Origin of the sequence: Hazenella coriacea (assembly GCF_004341825.1) — a bacterium.
GTDB classification, from domain to species: domain Bacteria; phylum Bacillota; class Bacilli; order Thermoactinomycetales; family Thermoactinomycetaceae; genus Hazenella; species Hazenella coriacea.
Genome location: NZ_SMAG01000004.1, coordinates 1 through 16,137, shown reverse-complemented (window position 1 = coordinate 16,137; position 16,137 = coordinate 1). Strand labels below are relative to the sequence as shown.

General features: G+C 39.5%; 18 protein-coding genes and 1 pseudogene. 11 read left to right on the top strand and 8 right to left on the bottom strand.

Translation table 11 applies throughout. The features are described 5' to 3' along the window. Positions 1 to 47 precede the first annotated feature (47 nt). From EDD58_RS08810 to EDD58_RS08790, 5 genes and pseudogenes are all read left to right on the top strand, one after another. Entirely contained in the window at positions 48 to 191 is a 144-nt protein-coding gene (locus EDD58_RS08810) for a MerR family DNA-binding transcriptional regulator (protein ID WP_279389109.1), read from the top strand. Between the two features lie 126 nt (positions 192 to 317). Beyond that, positions 318 to 539 (top strand): hypothetical protein, encoded by a 222-nt coding sequence (locus EDD58_RS08805; protein WP_131924542.1) that lies wholly within the window; start codon positions 318 to 320, stop codon positions 537 to 539. A gap of 220 nt (positions 540 to 759) precedes the next feature. Beyond that, the gene (locus tag EDD58_RS15140) at positions 760 to 1,116 is read left to right on the top strand and encodes a hypothetical protein (protein ID WP_131924540.1); all 357 of its coding nucleotides are present in this window, start codon (positions 760 to 762) and stop codon (positions 1,114 to 1,116) included. Positions 1,117 to 1,140: 24 nt separating this feature from the next. Beyond that, entirely contained in the window at positions 1,141 to 1,470 is a 330-nt protein-coding gene (locus EDD58_RS15135) for a DMT family transporter (protein ID WP_279389108.1), read from the top strand. 1 nt (position 1,471) lies between these two features. Beyond that, positions 1,472 to 1,785, top strand: a pseudogene (locus EDD58_RS08790) (DMT family transporter). A 241-nt stretch (positions 1,786 to 2,026) separates the two neighbouring features. On the opposite strand, the gene EDD58_RS08785 reads toward EDD58_RS08790, so the two are convergent. The 6 genes from EDD58_RS08785 to EDD58_RS08760 form a co-directional block, all read right to left on the bottom strand. After that, the gene (locus EDD58_RS08785) at positions 2,027 to 3,526 is read right to left on the bottom strand and encodes a PH domain-containing protein (RefSeq protein ID WP_131924536.1); all 1,500 of its coding nucleotides are present in this window, start codon (positions 3,524 to 3,526) and stop codon (positions 2,027 to 2,029) included. Next, entirely contained in the window at positions 3,523 to 3,945 is a 423-nt protein-coding gene (locus EDD58_RS08780; protein WP_131924976.1) for a PH domain-containing protein, read from the bottom strand. The genes EDD58_RS08785 and EDD58_RS08780 overlap by 4 nt, the downstream gene beginning before the upstream one ends. Before the next feature lie 554 nt (positions 3,946 to 4,499). Then, positions 4,500 to 5,258, bottom strand: coding sequence for an ABC transporter ATP-binding protein (locus EDD58_RS08775; RefSeq protein WP_131924534.1), 759 nt, complete (start codon positions 5,256 to 5,258; stop codon positions 4,500 to 4,502). A 3-nt stretch (positions 5,259 to 5,261) separates the two neighbouring features. Continuing rightward, positions 5,262 to 7,580, bottom strand: a complete 2,319-nt coding sequence (locus tag EDD58_RS08770) for an ABC transporter permease (protein ID WP_131924532.1) — start codon at positions 7,578 to 7,580, stop codon at positions 5,262 to 5,264. Then, the gene (locus EDD58_RS08765) at positions 7,565 to 8,863 is read right to left on the bottom strand and encodes an MFS transporter (protein WP_131924973.1); all 1,299 of its coding nucleotides are present in this window, start codon (positions 8,861 to 8,863) and stop codon (positions 7,565 to 7,567) included. The genes EDD58_RS08770 and EDD58_RS08765 overlap by 16 nt, the downstream gene beginning before the upstream one ends. Continuing rightward, positions 8,856 to 9,503: a TetR/AcrR family transcriptional regulator gene (locus EDD58_RS08760; RefSeq protein WP_131924530.1), complete on the bottom strand. Its 648-nt coding sequence runs from the start codon at positions 9,501 to 9,503 to the stop codon at positions 8,856 to 8,858. The genes EDD58_RS08765 and EDD58_RS08760 overlap by 8 nt, the downstream gene beginning before the upstream one ends. Before the next feature lie 219 nt (positions 9,504 to 9,722). On the opposite strand from EDD58_RS08760, the gene EDD58_RS08755 reads away from it, so the two are divergent. The 3 genes from EDD58_RS08755 to EDD58_RS08745 all read left to right on the top strand — a co-directional run bounded on the left by EDD58_RS08755 (position 9,723) and on the right by EDD58_RS08745 (position 12,132). Further along, positions 9,723 to 10,169, top strand: coding sequence for a hypothetical protein (locus EDD58_RS08755; RefSeq protein ID WP_131924528.1), 447 nt, complete (start codon positions 9,723 to 9,725; stop codon positions 10,167 to 10,169). Between the two features lie 92 nt (positions 10,170 to 10,261). Then, positions 10,262 to 10,990 carry an N-acetylmuramoyl-L-alanine amidase CwlD gene (cwlD, locus tag EDD58_RS08750; RefSeq protein ID WP_131924526.1) on the top strand — a complete coding sequence of 243 codons (729 nt, stop codon included), beginning with the start codon at positions 10,262 to 10,264 and terminating at the stop codon, positions 10,988 to 10,990. 59 nt (positions 10,991 to 11,049) lie between these two features. Then, positions 11,050 to 12,132 (top strand): Mrp/NBP35 family ATP-binding protein, encoded by a 1,083-nt coding sequence (locus tag EDD58_RS08745; protein WP_131924524.1) that lies wholly within the window; start codon positions 11,050 to 11,052, stop codon positions 12,130 to 12,132. Between the two features lie 102 nt (positions 12,133 to 12,234). Here EDD58_RS08745 and gerD read toward each other — a convergent pair whose 3' ends face one another. Beyond that, complete coding sequence (gene gerD, locus EDD58_RS08740) at positions 12,235 to 12,864, bottom strand: spore germination lipoprotein GerD (protein ID WP_131924522.1); 630 nt, start codon at positions 12,862 to 12,864, stop codon at positions 12,235 to 12,237. A gap of 134 nt (positions 12,865 to 12,998) precedes the next feature. Between gerD and EDD58_RS08735 the strand changes: the two genes are divergently transcribed. Beyond that, the gene (locus EDD58_RS08735) at positions 12,999 to 13,589 is read left to right on the top strand and encodes a KinB-signaling pathway activation protein (protein WP_131924519.1); all 591 of its coding nucleotides are present in this window, start codon (positions 12,999 to 13,001) and stop codon (positions 13,587 to 13,589) included. Between the two features lie 18 nt (positions 13,590 to 13,607). On the opposite strand, the gene pdaB is transcribed toward EDD58_RS08735, so the two are convergent. Beyond that, positions 13,608 to 14,372 carry a polysaccharide deacetylase family sporulation protein PdaB gene (gene pdaB / locus EDD58_RS08730; protein WP_131924517.1) on the bottom strand — a complete coding sequence of 255 codons (765 nt, stop codon included), beginning with the start codon at positions 14,370 to 14,372 and terminating at the stop codon, positions 13,608 to 13,610. 105 nt (positions 14,373 to 14,477) lie between these two features. On the opposite strand from pdaB, the gene EDD58_RS08725 reads away from it, so the two are divergent. Together EDD58_RS08725 and EDD58_RS08720 are read left to right on the top strand one after the other, a co-directional pair. After that, positions 14,478 to 15,107: a stage II sporulation protein M gene (locus EDD58_RS08725; RefSeq protein WP_131924515.1), complete on the top strand. Its 630-nt coding sequence runs from the start codon at positions 14,478 to 14,480 to the stop codon at positions 15,105 to 15,107. 14 nt (positions 15,108 to 15,121) lie between these two features. Further along, complete coding sequence (locus tag EDD58_RS08720; RefSeq protein ID WP_131924513.1) at positions 15,122 to 15,541, top strand: OsmC family protein; 420 nt, start codon at positions 15,122 to 15,124, stop codon at positions 15,539 to 15,541. Positions 15,542 to 16,137 lie beyond the last annotated feature (596 nt).

The following is a 16,137-nucleotide window of genomic DNA, read 5'->3' as shown; positions in this document are numbered from 1 at the left end:
GATTATAGTAATAATGAAAACAATTTCGGAGGTTCACGATATAAAGAATCGGAAAGGTTGCCAAGGAAATGAACATAACGATTCGAACGCTTAGGTATTACGATGAAATCAATCTGTTGAAGCCATCTCATACAGCGGAATCAGGTTATCGCTACTACTCAAAAACAGATATACAGCGAATCATGGCATAAAAGGAACTTGGCTTTCAATTAAACCAAATAAAAACAATCCTGAATCAAAACGATTGGGAAAATGTTTTTGAAGAACAGCTGGCGCTGATCGCAAAGGAAAAAGAACGACTTACTTATTTAGAGAAGTTGTTGCGACTTTCTCAGCATTTATCCTTTATCGAACAAGATCTAAGTTGGAAAAATATTTTCCAGTATGTCAGACAGACCGAAGAAGACCAGGTCAACAAAACTTTATTTTTGAAGCAACATTTTGATGAACATGAGCTCAAAATGCTGAGAAATCCCGCTTTGGATATTGGAGAAAGGGAGTCCAAAGAGTTGGTCGATTTATTAAGAGCAAAAATATGAAGACCCAGCTTCTGCAAAATCTCAGGCATTGGCCGAGAGGTTTGTGTCATTTCTTGAGGATGCATTTCATGGAGATATAGCGCTTGTTGAGAAGTACTGGAATCTTCAAAAGCAATCCCCCGAAGAAGCCGCTTTAATCATTCTTGGGGATGATTAAATTCAGTATATTGACAACATTATGGATATATATGAATCGAATTGGCAGGAGGAGGAAAAGTAATTGCGTGATTCACATGAAGAGAAATGTTTCGGTGCTGAATATGCAAAATTGGAAAGAAAGTATTTTTACGGTCATTTCTTGATCTTTGTAATCGCTCATATCGTGTTTATTTTTATATTTGGTCTTATACCATCGTCAGAATTGCCAAGCGGATCCTATGGGTCTCATTTAAAGGAATGGATATTATCCAAAGAAAACGAATTTTATATAGATGAGACTGGTAATTCGATTAGTAGCGTTTGGACAACGGTGATCATAATTCATGCGATTTGGCCATTTTCTTACATCTTCTTCCCCAAAAAATCTCCGAATAACAAGGATCAGAATGTGAAGACATCACCCAAAGATTCGGACTAGAACAAAGAGACTAAGGAAGAAAAAATATCTGAAAAAACGGCTTGGTTCTATTTGTTTATGAGTGGTTTAGTGGAAATTTACTGGGCGGCTGGTCTCAAGGCAGACTCTTTTAGTCTGTTAACCCTTCTTGCTATTCTAGTAAGCTTTGAGTTGCTCATTCAAGCAACCAAAACGATTCCGATTGGGACGTCCTATGCAATCTTTACTGGGATTGGAACCATTGGAACCATTTTGGTGGACATCATTATTTTCAATGAACCATTAAATATAATGAAAATTTTTCTGATTCTTTTACTGGCAACTTTCATTATTGGCTTGAAATTTACAGGTGATACACAAAAGGGGGAGAACTAATATGGCCTGGGGGTACCTACTTATAGCTGGCATATTTGAAGTGATTGGAGTCATTGGGATAAAAAGGTATCTGTAGAAAATAATTGGGTCAATAACGTTATTTTGATTGGAGGATTTATCATTAGTTTTCAGTTTCTATCCATGGCTTTGCAGGAGATTCAATTGTCAACTGGATATGCAATTTGGACCGGGATTGGTACGCTTGGATCAACAGTTATTGGGATCATATTTTTTAATGAACCTAAAAACTTGCTACGCATGGTTTGTATCATCGGTATTATATTGACTGTTGCGGGTTTAAAAGTTGTAAGTTGAATCATTAACACAGGATTAGGTTGGTATAAAAAGCTGTCTTCTTAACCTGACCCCAGGGGTGAAAGAGCATAAAAAATATGGTCTTAAAGAAGCAGGTCTTGTACCACAGTTCTCCAAGCGTTATATTAAGCAAAACATTATAAGAGAGCGGGAATCCCAAATATGCCCAAGAATGTTAACTTGATCGCATTCTTGGGCATATTTAATTCAATCTATTTCACAACATACTCCAGCTTATTTATCATTCAACTTTGATCTCGTTTTTCCGACCTACATACCACAGAAGAAATGAATTCGCTAGTTCCGTTGGCACATCATCGACACCTGCATGATGTACTGGCTTTCCTCTATTAGTTGTCTCAATCGACGCAAGACCTAGCATCTTTTGAACGATGTTTCGTGTGACTTTCACTTCAATGACCTTTTCTCGTTTTGAGACAAATAAAGAGGTAGTGAGGATTCCTTTTTTAAACTGAATAAAGTGATCATTTATTACGTAACGGGTATGGGAGAAATTTAACAATCTTGCTATTAAAACACAAAGTAAAAGGAGGGCTGATAAAATAATCCAAGCTTGTTCCACATCCAAAATTGTTGGCTTGAAATAAAATAAAGCACCTGTTGCAATGATCCAGATCCAGCTTGGGCGCAATATACGTACCCAAAAGGATTTTTTCGGGAGTCGATTCATTTCTTGTGTAATCACATAGGATGGCAAAATGTCCGAAACCATTTGATAAGCTTTGTTAACGGGTAGAAAAGGATAGAGTGTATTAATTTCATACGTATCCTCCCCCGAACTCAAACCACCAGCACTTGTCAGCTTCACTTCCGCAAGCCCAAGTAATCTTTTTATTAACGACTGATCAATTTCAATCGCCTGCACCTTTTCTTTGGAAATTGATAAGGCTGTTTCATCGATCACACCTCTAGTGATGTAAATATGATTCGAATCTGAAGATATTTCATATTTCCCATACTTGAAAAAGGTCTTTGCGATTCCAAAGATTGCGGAGGCGATCACGAGAACGATAACAATGATTGTCACGAACCACCACGAGCTTATTATTTTTTCAAAAAATCCTTCTACAGTATCCTCTACATGAAAAAATTCATTAATTTTGTAATAAAATGAGCCAATTAAAGGGATAAAAACTAAAAAGCTTAACGATGTAAAAGATGCTTTTAAGATGTCCTTTTTCGTTGGTTGAAAATGAATGGTTCGATTCGGACTTTGGTGTTCAACTTCCAATCTTGGATCAGCGAATTCATGATTCAGGTCGACCGAGTCAGCAAGAACCATATTTTTTATATGCTCTTCCATAAGCTCAGCATCTATTTGAGAGATTACTTTAAATTTTATCGTTGCATTTTCACCTGTCATGGCTGTTTCAAAATGAATAGAAGTCATTTTAAAGATCCGATGGAATAAGGATGTGTGACGATTGACGTTTTGAATTTTAGAAAAGGGGATCGTCTGTTCAGATTTGCTGAAAAGTCCTTTGTAAAGATGAAATGACTGATCATCAAGTTCGTATTTATGGGTGAACCATTTATATACGATTGAAAAAAGTGTCAATCCAACAGCGATCAGGAAAACAATCCTGCCATATTTGATGAAGAATGATTCTGAGTTTGTATTCACTACATATAAATAAATTGCAAAGAAAGAGGAATTCCTTAGTAATTTGCCTAAATCAAAAAGTATTATGAGTGGAGAATAGCGTTTTATCTTCGTCATTGCTCTACTTCCTTAATTTTAGCGTATTGAGCAATTTGATTTCTCAACTCAATAGCCACCTCTTTGGGTAATGCGGGTATGGAATGAGAAGACCCCATCGTTTCAACCGAAACAGAGTAGAGGCCGTATTTTCTAAGAATGGGTCCCTGTTCGGTTGCGACTGATTGGATTTTTGTCATTGGGACAAGCTGATGTGTTTCATTGATTGCGCCTGATTTTAATTGCAAAAACTCTTCATTCACATCGTACCGCCAATTTTTATAAAGTAAAAAAGGATGAATCATGGACCAAATCCCACCAATTAAAGCAAAGACTGTAATCGCGATCAATATCCAACCAATCCATTCTTTCCATGAAAAATGATAATCAAGGTAAAATAAGATACCTAGGATGATGATCCCAATGATATTCGTAATCATATCTCGGATGAGCCAAACTTTGATCGCGTCTTTGGATAAACGTTTCTGAGGTGCGTTCAATAGAGTATTCAAAAAATCACCACCTATTGTTTCTCTATTAATTATACGTCATTTCGATTATTCATCTAAAAATATTTTTTTGAGTGATGGTCCATCCATTTCAATACGGTATACATCTATTATTAAAGCCTTGAAAAAACTTATTAATATGTTCCTTATTTTTTATCATTAATTTATATGCTTCCAGTATTGGTAAAGTAAACTTCATATAGGCATGGAACGAGCCTTCTTGGAGAATGCGACGTGGGTCGATTCAATAAAACGAGAAGCTCGCCATTACAATGGCGATGTAGTTCACTTTGGTTTTCTTACAAGTGGATGATCTCCTAACGACCATCACAATTATTACCTCTTACTTTGCAGTCCGTTTGAAAAAGTAAATGTATCATAGAAAAAGAGACAGTATCCAAAATAAACAGGTACTGTCTCTTTTTCTATCAGTCTTTCTGAAAGAGTACTCCCACTTCAAGTGATCGCGTAGGTGGAGAGAGTATTCAAATTCCTATTTCCCGCATTTTTGCCGTCACTTTTTCCATTCGATCATTAAGCTCTGTGCCATTGAATTTCTCAAATCGCATTTCGCTCACGACCTTTCCGTCACACATAAACAGAATACGCTCAGTCCTAGCGGCAATCTTTGCATCGTGAGTTACAAGCATAACCGTAGTACCTTCTGTGTTAATTTTGGAAATGATGTCCATAACTTCCTGTGCGGCTTTTGAGTTAAGCGCGCCAGTCGGTTCGTCACCGAAGATTATTTTTGGATTACTAATGAGTGCACGGCATATTCCCGCACGCTGAAGCTGTCCTCCCGAAGCCTGGGTAATATCACGCTTTTCAAGTTCGGCAATACCAACCTTTTTCATAAGCGCTCTTGCTTTTTCGGTAATCTTCGCAGCACTTTTTCTGTTATCCCGCATTGTAGGAAGAATGATGTTATCGAGAATGTTCAGGTTTTTAAGCAAAGTTGGTTGCTGAAAAACAAAGCCCATTTTTGTCCTGCGTATGTCGGCGAGCTCCTTTTCATTAAGTGCTGATAGATCTCTACCATCAAAAGAAACCTTTCCGCCGTCAATGCCATCCATTCCACTGATTGCATACATCAGTGTCGATTTTCCTGAGCCCGAAGGTCCCATAACCGACACGAACTCTCCCTCGTTTATTTCAACGGACACGCCATCCAGAACATTGTGCTTTTCATTGCCTACTCTGAAAGATTTTACTATATTTTCACCGATAATAATCTTCTTCATCATTTACTCCTTCATATTTTCGGATATTTTTATTTGGCCCGCGCTCGATGTGCCGATCATTGTTGCGATCAACACTGAGCATATCATCATCAATGGACATAATAGATACGCAGAAAGTGGATTAACAACAAACTTAAACGACGACGCTCCAAATGATGAGATAACTGCGCTCGCTAAGATCTCTCCGAGAGTGTTTGCTAGAAGTGTCCCAAGAACAATTCCCACAATCAGAACAAATACCGAACGCGAAACATACTGTATTGTAATATCCGAGTTTGTAAAACCTAACGATTTCATTATGGCAATGGAGGATCTGTCTTTTGCGACAAGCATTTTCATAAATAAAAGTGTAACCAATACCGTTATTGTCAGCGCAACGACATTTGCAACATAGGAGACCTTTTCGATGGAGCTTATGGTCGAGCCAAATGTCTGTCTGATATATTCATCGATGCCCGAAATCTTAGCAAAATTGAACCTGTCTGCATATTCCGAGGTTTTTTCTCCGACAAGAGATGGATCCGAAAGCTCTGCATAAATAACGGACCACATAATATCCGCCGAATTGTCAGAGAAAGCAACCTTTGCAGTTTTGCCACCGTTAGTAATGTCAGAATAAACTCCACATACCGTGAGATTTTTCTCCTTCCCCTCAATCACTAGCGTAATGACATCGCCGACCTTTTTGCCTAGCTCATCAGCATTAATAGTTGAGAGCGCAATTTCGTCTTCTGCGACGGGTGCTCTGCCTTTGGAATATTCTACTGGGAATATCGAATGGTCGCCAAGCTCAATTTTTATTCCTTCCTCTGATCCATACTCCGTCTTTGCTTTGAATGTTTTAGTCGTAAGCACAGCATATTTGGATATAGAACTGTCGTTCTCCAGCACCTTTACAATTTCTGCTTCTTTATTAGAAATATTGTTGGTCTGTTGAATGTCAATACGCATATCACTACTTCCTATCCCCATATATGTGATAAAGCTTTTTGAGGAAATAGTGTTGTACAGGTTTTGTGGAACGATAATGATGAATGTCGAAATCACAAGCACCGCAAGCATTGTGGCGTAAAGACTTTTTTTTGCAAGAACATCTTTTACGCCCAGAAAAATATTTGTGTTAAGTAGCCTGTTTTCGCTTAGGCAAAAATGTTTTGCCTGAGTCGATTTTCCCTGTGAAATGCCAAAGCGAATTGCTTCCGCGGCTGATATTTTTCGAAAGCGTTTCAACACTATGCTTACATAGGAAATAATTGCGAGGAATACAAACAATGTGCCAATTATGCCGAAAAATAAAGCGAAAGAAGAATTTTCACTCTCCCCCATATAAAGTCGTATATTTTCAAGAAGCCTATCTCTGAACATAGATGAAAGTACAAATCCGAGAGTACAACCAGCTGCCACAATCACTGCGTATTTCGCAAGATAAATCTTTTTTATGTCGGAAACACGTAGCCCTATTGCTTTCATAACACCTATTTCGCGGTAGTCGTCTTCGATTTTCGCAAGAAGCGTAAAGCGTATACACATAAATGTGATGGCAACAACAAGCACACTTACAAGAAGGATGACCGCAATCATCAGCCCATCAGAAATAGCATTCAGCATTTTGAAAAGCGGATATGTAATTGTGGGGCCGTTTGCTTCAAGTCCTGCGGAGGTGTAAGCAGTTTCGAATGCGCCAATCTTAGACAAATCCTTTAATCTGAACTCGATCAGATATTCCGTGCTTCCAGAATCCTTGATTGCCGCATAATCATTTTCGCTCACAAGAAACCTCTTTGATGAGGCAAGCATTGAATTCATCTGTGAATCGCGGAGAAATCCTGCAATGGTAAATTTCTTTCCATCGATCACAACCTTGTCACCGACTTTTGCCGTACCGTCTTTCATATAACCTACCGGAACATAAATCTCCCCATCGGATACATGGATCACGTTTCCGTTAAGATCAAGGAGATAATCAAATTTTTTGCTCTGTGTGCTGAAGCCGTTGTCCTGAACATTGTCCGCAAGCGAGTTTCCGCCAATGACAATCTGCGCACCGTCAACATTTAGAAATTCAAGAACCTGAAATTCATCGACATGGCTGTTTTTCTTCGCGAAATCCGCAAGCCGTACAGTATTAATATCACCCGAATGCATCTGCATAAAATGCGGAGTTTTCGCTTGCTTCATGAGTGTATCGATCGCCCCCGAAAGATTTACGACAAGGATCGCCGAGAGAGAGACAAGCATAGCGGCGACAGCGACAAATATCGTTGTTGTCAGCGTTATCAGTTTGCTCTTTGAAATATCATTACGGATTATTCTGTAATACATAAGTCACCCCTGTTTTCAAGCCTTTTAATTGATTTCAAGTTATACAAAATTACTGAAGTAACAGATAACAAAATCCCAGCGATAATAATGAGTAATCCCGTTCCTCTACCACTACCCGTGCCGATGATCTTTCCTACACTGTCAGCAAGTAATCCGCCGTCAACTAATAGAGGAGTGAACACAAAGTCTGCCAGTATACCCGAAAGTGCATAAGCGGCAACAAATCCGAGCTGTGAAATGATTCCGATTAGTGCCCATGCTCTACCCTGAACAGAATTATCAATGTTAGTGCGAACAAGAAAATCTAGGCTTACGTTTGCAAACGGCATCATTGCAAAAAAGAGAAATCCTGAAATACAGATCAGGACAATATTTTCGCGAAATCCGAAGCCCGCCATAAATATTCCTACACAAAACAGCGAAATAGAAAGAATTTTAACATAACCACTCTTTATTGGAAGAAACCCGATGATCACACTTGATACAAGCATTCCCGAAGCGACAATAGTTTCAATTGTCCCGATTACAGAACTATCCGTAAAAGCAAGTAGCATGGGTATAGAGAGTGTTTCAATAAATCCGAGAAAAAAAGTCAACACTGATGTGATGATGACAAGAACAAGCACACCACTGTTTTTAGAAACGGCGTACCAACCTTCTTTGAACTCCTGTACAAACGGTTTAGTCTGTTCATATGTCTTGGAAACAAGACCCCTACGTACCGTAAGAGTAGTAATAACGGTGATAAAAAAAGTGCAAATGTCGATGATAAGCAACAGCTTTATATCTGTAACGGTGAGTAAAAATCCCGCAATAACAGGAGAAATCAGAAATTTTGCTGAGCCCGCCAATTGGACAAGACCACTTGCCTTAGTGTACTGCTCCTTGGTAAGTAAATCCGTAACCGTAGCTTTGTAGGCGGGGTCAAGTAGCGACGAAAACACAGAGCTAATTGTAACTCCCACACAAATCTGCCATAGCTGTGCTTCTCCGCGGAGCATACAAATTAAAATAAAGAAAAGTCCTATCGCCGAAAGACTATCGCCCAACACCATTAACAGTCTGCGGTCATAGCGATCTGCAAGCACTCCTGCATAGGAGCTTAAGAGAAGCGAAGGCATAAACGCAAGCAAGGTTACAAGTCCCATTGCTGACGCCTGTCCTGTCTGCTGGAAAACATAAATCCCCAGCCCGAACGATGTAAGACCATTTCCTATTGTTGAAATAAGCTGTCCCGACCACAGAAGGAGGAATTTTCTAAATGATTTTACCGAATTATTCATTGTTGCTTCCATCACCCATACCAAACATCTTTAAAGTGTCCATCAGACTTCCGCTTTCTGCTCCAAGTAGTCTTTCTACATTGCAGATAAAGGCAAGCATTCGTGAAAAGCGCTCCTCGTCCGTCATTGTAACCATATCATCATCAAAAACGGTATTCGCATAGATCACAACCATTTCCATGCACTCATACGGAAATGGTGTGTTGAACATTCCCTGCTCAATACCCTCGCGGATGATTTCCGTCAGGATCGGTGGAAAGCCATTGATTATGACCTTTTGTATTTTTTGATGCATCAGCGCGTTCTGCGGCTTGTGAATGTGGTCCATAATTACCTTGCTAGTTCCGCCGCTCAAGTTCAGTGCCATTACAGTTCGGATTATGCGCTCGATTACGGGAATGCTTTTATCTGAGGCAATTTCCTTCGCCGCTCCTAAAAGGAGGACAGAATACCGCTCAATCAGTGCGTCCATAATATCCTCCTTCGACTTAAAGTGATAATACAGTGTTCCCCGCGCGATTCCGACCTTTTCGAGAATATCGTTTGTACTTGTACCATCAAAGCCCTTCTGACCGAAAAGCTCATCAGCCGCGTCAAGGATTTCGTTCCTGCGCTCCTCGGCTTTTTTTGTAACTCTCATTTTTTACACCCCCTATTTTATAGACCGACTGTCTGTCGGTTTTATTTTAGCATACTGTTGATTTTAAATAAAGCTCGATTAAGGGTTATTATAAGAGATGAAGATGGCAATATAGACTCGTTTGATGTATTTGAAGCGGTGAATGGAGGTTTTTTTCGATCCTCCTTTGTCAACAATGGAGAACAGGTTCAGTGTTACATTGGCAAAGGAGGAGAAGCAGTGGCTAAGGTCATCTCTCTGGAGCAAGTTCGCGACCAACATATGGAACGAGTAAGAAGGCAAGCGCTGTCTCATTTCCCTTGGTCGGAGATGGAGAATATAACAACGGATTTTGTTGATCCCATGACTCGTTTTTGGTCAGAGCAGAAAAAGTCTATTCTTTTAGATCTCATTTATCGTTTGGGATTTGAAGCATATGTATATGGAATCTTAGAAGCGAAGCGGGTTCGGATCGATCAGAGATATTTAATTCCAAATCATCAATTAGAAGATGTATATCGGCTTTTTTATCAAGAAGAGTGCCAGCAATTGATTCATGAAGTGGCGGACGACTTCTCCATTTGGCAATGGTTAGATGAGTGGAGGTGTGAGTCCTTATTTATTTTATTGGAGCATTTGGTACAGGTCTTATTTGTTCTGGGAGCTCGTCAACGGTTCTACGCATAGAATACATATTCCACAACCCTGTCCCATATATTTGTTTCATAGCAATGAAATCGGTTATGAAGTGAAATAGGTCTAGTGAGGGTCGATAATCTATGTGGAATAATCTCCGTTGGTCGACAAATAGTGGGAAGGTCATTTGGTTAGGATGTGCCTTTTTGTGTGTCTCCCTTTTATATCAAATTGTCGTTCAAGTATGGAATAAAGAAGCTGAGGAATCTTTAGCAATGCCAATGACAGGGAAAATGATTATTATTGATCCTGGTCATGGTGGTTTTGATGGAGGAGCTGTTAGTGCTACAGGGTTAGTTGAAAAGGAAGTCACGTTGAAAATTGCATTATTTTTACGAGATTATTTGCAAGAAGCAGGGGCCTTAGTTGTGATGACCCGAGAAACAGATACGGATTTATCTCAGACAAGCACCAAAAAGATCTCACATCGGAAAGCTGAGGATCTTATGCAACGGGTGAAGTTGATTGAGGATCAGAATGCAGATGTATTCATTAGTATTCATCTAAATGCAATTCCTTCTCCACGTTGGTCTGGAGCTCAAACTTTTTATCATCCAAAACGTGAAGAAAATAAAAAGTTGGCAACCCTCATTCAAAGCCAACTGATCCACCACTTAGGAAATACCAACCGGCTTGCCAAACAGAAAGGGGATGTGTATATCTTAAAAGCATCCCCAGTGCCTACAGCTTTAGTGGAAGTGGGCTTTCTTTCTAATCCACAAGAAGCTTCTCTATTGGGAACAGAAGATTATCAGAAGAAATTGGCAGCCTCTATTTATTATGGTCTGCTCGAATATTATACAAAGGATTGAATTGAGGAAGGTTATGATATAATAGTGAAGAAATCGTTCTCAATTCGAGGTGTCATCATATGCTAACTAGAGAAAAAGTTCTTGATGTATTAAAAGATGTTAAAGATCCGGAGCTTAACAGAAGCCTGGTTGAGTTAAATATGATCCGAAACATTCGTATTGATGGAAAGAAGGTTGCTTTAGATTTGATTTTAACCATTCAAGGCTGTCCCTTGAAGTTTAAAATCCAAGAAGATGTAGAGCAAGCGATCCGTCAATTAGGTGCAGAACAAGTGGAAATTCAATTTGGCTCGATGACAGACGAAGAACGAGCCGCTTTGTCAGCAAGCTTACGGAAACAATCGACTACAGGAAAAGAGCCATCCGTTCCACCCCTTCTTGCTAAAGATTCAAAAACTGAATTTATTGCAGTTGCCAGTGGAAAAGGTGGCGTAGGTAAATCAACAGTTACGGTGAACCTGGCTGTAGCTCTCGCTCGCCAAGGCAAAAAAGTAGGTATTATCGATGCGGATATCTATGGCTTTAGTGTGCCAGATATGATGGGGATCGAACAACGACCTGTGGTGATCGATCAGACGATCCTTCCTGTGGAACGTTATGGAGTAAAAGTGATGTCAATGGGCTTCTTTGTAGAAGACAATGCACCTGTTGTGTGGAGAGGTCCGATGCTTGGTAAAATGCTTGCCAACTTCTTCAGTGAAGTTCACTGGGGTGAGCTGGACTACCTTCTCTTAGATTTACCTCCAGGTACAGGGGATGTCGCTTTAGATGTCCATCAGCTCATTCCTAATAGTAAAGAAATTATTGTAACAACTCCACATGCAACAGCCGCTTTTGTTGCAGCTCGGGCTGGAGCGATGGCCCTTTACACTACGAAACATGAGTTATTAGGGGTCGTGGAGAATATGTCATGGTATGAAAATAAAGATGGCGAACGCGACTATGTATTTGGTCGTGGAGGAGGAGAGAAGTTAGCAGAAGAATTAAAAGTAGATCTGCTAGCTCAGATTCCATTAGGATCTCCTGTTAATGATATTGATGATCCTGACTTTTCTCCATCTGTGTATAGTCAGGAACACCCAACTGGAAAGATTTATGAATCTCTTGCACAAAAGATTATACAGAAGGTTCCAGTGGCTTAAATGGTTGTTAAAAAACCAGCACCACGTCGAGTGTGGATGCTGGTTTTTTGTAATGAATCGCGTGAGATCGGAGGGTTTCAGTGTCTCGGATCGTGAAGCAGACTATTGCCCTCCACCACCACCGCCTCCACCACTTTCTCCTCCCCCGCCTTGACCACCATCACCGCCACCTTCTCCTCCTTCTTTCTGCTTTTGTTGTGGCGGTGGCTGTTTCAGGAGTTTCATCATTTTCTCTTGGAAGCTAGGAACTTTCAACGTTTCCTCCATCACTTTCATGGCTTCTTGTCGATATTCTTGGCTTTTCATCAACTTAAGAAGATGTTTAGAAAACTCGGGGTCTTGAAGTCGTTCCATCATCATTTTTTGATACTCAGGGTCTTTCATCAGAGTTTTCATTAATTCTTGTTGCTGTTGTTGAGTCGCTGTAGCAAAACCCATCGCCACTTGAGGAGTTTGTAAAAGCTTTTCCCATTCTTTTTTCATTTTGGGATCAGTGAGGGAGGCAGCAACTGACTTTTCCATATCACTACTACTGACGATAATTTCTTTCTTAAATTCTGGGTCTTTCATCAGTTCACGAACGGCTTGTTTCCCCTCGCTGGTATGAATGACATCAATCATAATTTCTTTCACTTTTTGATAATCTATTTCGGAGCTGGATTCTTGTTGTGTAGAAGAACATGAAGTGAGAGTTAGCAAACATACGAATAGAATTGAGATATAGCGATGCATGAGAATGTTCCTCCGTTTCTCGGAAATGCTACTCATAATATGGTAAGTTGTGTGAAGTTTTATGCCCCATCTTCTCAAAAAAGAGGTGGGTTTGATACAATCAGGAAAGCGAACTTAACAGGAGAGACAAGATAATGACACTTAAAAAGTTAATTTTTTGGTTCTGGTCTACGTTATTGATCGGAGCAGTGACCGCCTTGGCTTTAGCTTATCTTTTTGAATTCATCGTGGGAGAAGTGATTTTTGGCATTTTTACAGGGCGACTTTTATTAGGTTTGAGTTTGGCAGCGATCGCAGAACTTGGCTTTTTTTCCTATCTTATTTTCAACTGGCTGAGCCGTGGACTTATTCGAAACCGTAATTGGTATCATATTTTTTTGTTGGGGCTAGTCGCGGTTGTATTAGGAAACCTTGTCTACTTAACTTTCATTAAGTTTAAGGGAGAAGATTTTTGGATATATCTACTCATTCCCGTGCTGATTACAGTCGTTGCTTTAGTCATATCTCAAGTGAAGGCGAAGTGGACACAACCGATTGCGTTCATCCCTACTTTATTCTTTATGGTAGCCGCCACGACTTTGGAAGCGATCCCATCAATCAATATCATGGGTCAAGAAACTCCCTTTCTCATACTGTTACAAAATATCTTAGTTTTACTCGTCTGTAATGGTTGGCAAATTTTACAACTTCACAAATGGGTGCAAAAGCCAAATAAAAAAAGCTAGACAAACAGCGTCTAGCTTTTACTCTACAGGTTTGGTTTGAACCTCAGTACCAGAGATCAGTTCGGTCACTGTGACGAATTCATACCCTTTGGCTCGCAGCTGATCAATGATTTCAGGTAAAGCTTCATGGGTTTGTTTACAAGAATCACTCGCATGCATCAAAATGATGTCACCTGGATGTGCTTTACTCACCACTCGGTTGATGATTTTACCTGTACCTGGATTCATCCAGTCTAATGAGTCGGTATCCCATTGAATACTTTTGTAACCCATTTGATCTGCAATTTTGAGGACGCGTTTATCAAAATCTCCATTGGGATAGCGGATCAAGTTAGGTTCTTTACCTGTCATTTTTGTTAAGATGGAATGGGCTTTGCCGATTTGGGTTCGGATCTGCTCTTCATTGTAAGCACTGTAATTATCATGTCGGTGTCCATGACTACCAATTTCAAAGCCCATATCAGCAATACGTTTTACAATATTGGGATGAGATTCTGCCCAAGGAGACGATAAGAAAAAGGTTGCTTTTTTCAGCCCTTTTTGTTCTAAAATATCTAAGATCGGACCCGCTCTTTCTTCTCCCCAACTAATATCAAAAGTTAGAGCAACCTGTTTTTTATCTGTATCTACACTATAGATCGCGGATGGTCCTGAATCTAAGGGGACAAATACCTGCATATTTTCGTTCTCAACATAAAAAATCCCGAGAGCAAAAATAAGGGCTATGACAATTAAAAAAGCTCGTCTCAATTGCTTCCCAGAAAACACATAAAAATAATTCATACTCGACCCTCCATACATCAAATCAGAGACTAAGAACCCTGTCCACTATTCAATGTATGCATTTGTACGAGGGTTATGATTGATTAGAGAAAGATCAGAAGGTGAGTGAATCGATTGCGCCGTTTTTTCCAAGCACTAAAAGCTGAACGAACTTTTTTAATCATGTCAACTCTTACCTTTATTATTTTTAGTATCATCGGGTACACCAATTATCAGGAGATCATGCAATATTTAAAACAAATGGGGGCATTTGAGCAGATCCAAGAGGCAGTAGATCAGATCGATCGAAATCCTACATTTATCAATGCTTTTCTTACCCTATATGTGAAGAACATGGTTGCTTCGTTCTCGATGATTGGGTTGGGTTTCTTTTTTGGAATCATTCCTTTAATTTCTCTGATCAGTAATGGGTTAATGCTTGGAGTGGCATTAGCTTCAGCAGCAGAAGTGACAGGAGCTCACCCATTTACATTATTTATGACTACCATTTTGCCTCATGGGATTTTGGAGATCCCAGCCCTGATCATTGCTGCATCATTAGGAATCCGGTTTGGAGTTTTTATCATCCGTGGTTTTATTGGCATTTTTAGTCGGACTGTGATGGAAGAAAATAAAAAAGATTGGAAAGAGCTTCGTCAACATATCGGTGTTTTAATGATTAGTGTAACTATATTACTCTTTTTAGCGGCGATGATTGAGTCTGCGCTTGTGATTTATGTGAAACCCTTAGGTTAATAGGAGGTAGAAAGATGAAAGTAGAGATTACATGGAAAGAAAAAATGCATTTTGAAACAGAAACCCCTACAGGACATACTTTTTCTTTTGATGCATCCCCAGAAGTGGGTGGTGAGAACTTAGGACCAAGACCTGGAGAAGTTTTATTATCATCCGTGGGTGCTTGTTCAGGAATTGACATTGTGGATATTTTGAAGAAAATGAGATTACAGGTTGAGACGTTTCATATGGAGGTTTCTGGCGAAAGAGCTGACGAGTATCCAAAGAGATTTACGAAGGTGCATATGCACTATGTATTGACAGGGGAACTACCTGTTGACAAAGTGCGTAGAGCGGTTCAATTATCTGTAGAAAAATACTGTACAGTCTCTAATTCATTGAATGCTGAAGTAACTGCAAGCTTTGAAGTGAATGGAGAGCGTTTTGAGTTATAGAGAGTTATTAACCAGAGGAATAAACTAATTTTCTAGAGGGAATTTGCCTCAATTAAGTTGATTAAATTGTGATTTGACAGATCCAGAAGCCTCATCAGAGAGAAGAAAGAGAGGCTTCTGGTCATAGTGAACTATATCACCATTTCTACGAGTTTCTCGCTTCATTGAACTAACCAAAGGCATTTTCTCTATGAAGGTGAGTTCCATGTCTTAGCATAGTTCGTTTTCCAAGTTTTCGCTTGAATGCAGTTTTAAGGATTTTCACAATCCATGTCTAGATGATGCCAAAAGTTGTTGCTCTAAGCATGGTCACAAGGGGATACCAATTCTACCCCATTGAAATAGGGAGAGTTCTCGTTTGTAAATCTTAAAAGATCTACTTCACTTTTACATATAAACACTTTTAATTTTTTTATAAAAAAGTAATTGACTTTCAATTTGTATGGTGTTATTATAAATCTTGTCGCCGCGAGATGGTGACAAAAAATGAATCATATGAATGTGTTCCTTGAAAACTAAAGAGTGAAACCATGACCTGTTAATTTTTTGAGAGCATAGAATCAAACAACCATTCTTGGAGAGTTTGATCCTGGCTC

Excerpts from the sequence above, each read along its gene's own strand:
- EDD58_RS08785 (WP_131924536.1), bottom strand. The coding sequence starts at position 3,526 with ATGACGAAGATAAAACGCTATTCTCCACTCATAATACTTTTTGATTTA.
- EDD58_RS08780 (WP_131924976.1), bottom strand. The coding sequence starts at position 3,945 with ATGATTACGAATATCATTGGGATCATCATCCTAGGTATCTTATTTTAC.
- EDD58_RS08775 (WP_131924534.1), bottom strand. The coding sequence starts at position 5,258 with ATGAAGAAGATTATTATCGGTGAAAATATAGTAAAATCTTTCAGAGTA.
- EDD58_RS08770 (WP_131924532.1), bottom strand. The coding sequence starts at position 7,580 with ATGTATTACAGAATAATCCGTAATGATATTTCAAAGAGCAAACTGATA.
- EDD58_RS08765 (WP_131924973.1), bottom strand. The coding sequence starts at position 8,863 with ATGAATAATTCGGTAAAATCATTTAGAAAATTCCTCCTTCTGTGGTCG.
- EDD58_RS08760 (WP_131924530.1), bottom strand. The coding sequence starts at position 9,503 with ATGAGAGTTACAAAAAAAGCCGAGGAGCGCAGGAACGAAATCCTTGAC.
- cwlD (WP_131924526.1), top strand. The coding sequence starts at position 10,262 with ATGTGGAATAATCTCCGTTGGTCGACAAATAGTGGGAAGGTCATTTGG.
- EDD58_RS08745 (WP_131924524.1), top strand. The coding sequence starts at position 11,050 with ATGCTAACTAGAGAAAAAGTTCTTGATGTATTAAAAGATGTTAAAGAT.
- gerD (WP_131924522.1), bottom strand. The coding sequence starts at position 12,864 with ATGCATCGCTATATCTCAATTCTATTCGTATGTTTGCTAACTCTCACT.
- EDD58_RS08735 (WP_131924519.1), top strand. The coding sequence starts at position 12,999 with ATGACACTTAAAAAGTTAATTTTTTGGTTCTGGTCTACGTTATTGATC.
- pdaB (WP_131924517.1), bottom strand. The coding sequence starts at position 14,372 with ATGAATTATTTTTATGTGTTTTCTGGGAAGCAATTGAGACGAGCTTTT.
- EDD58_RS08720 (WP_131924513.1), top strand. The coding sequence starts at position 15,122 with ATGAAAGTAGAGATTACATGGAAAGAAAAAATGCATTTTGAAACAGAA.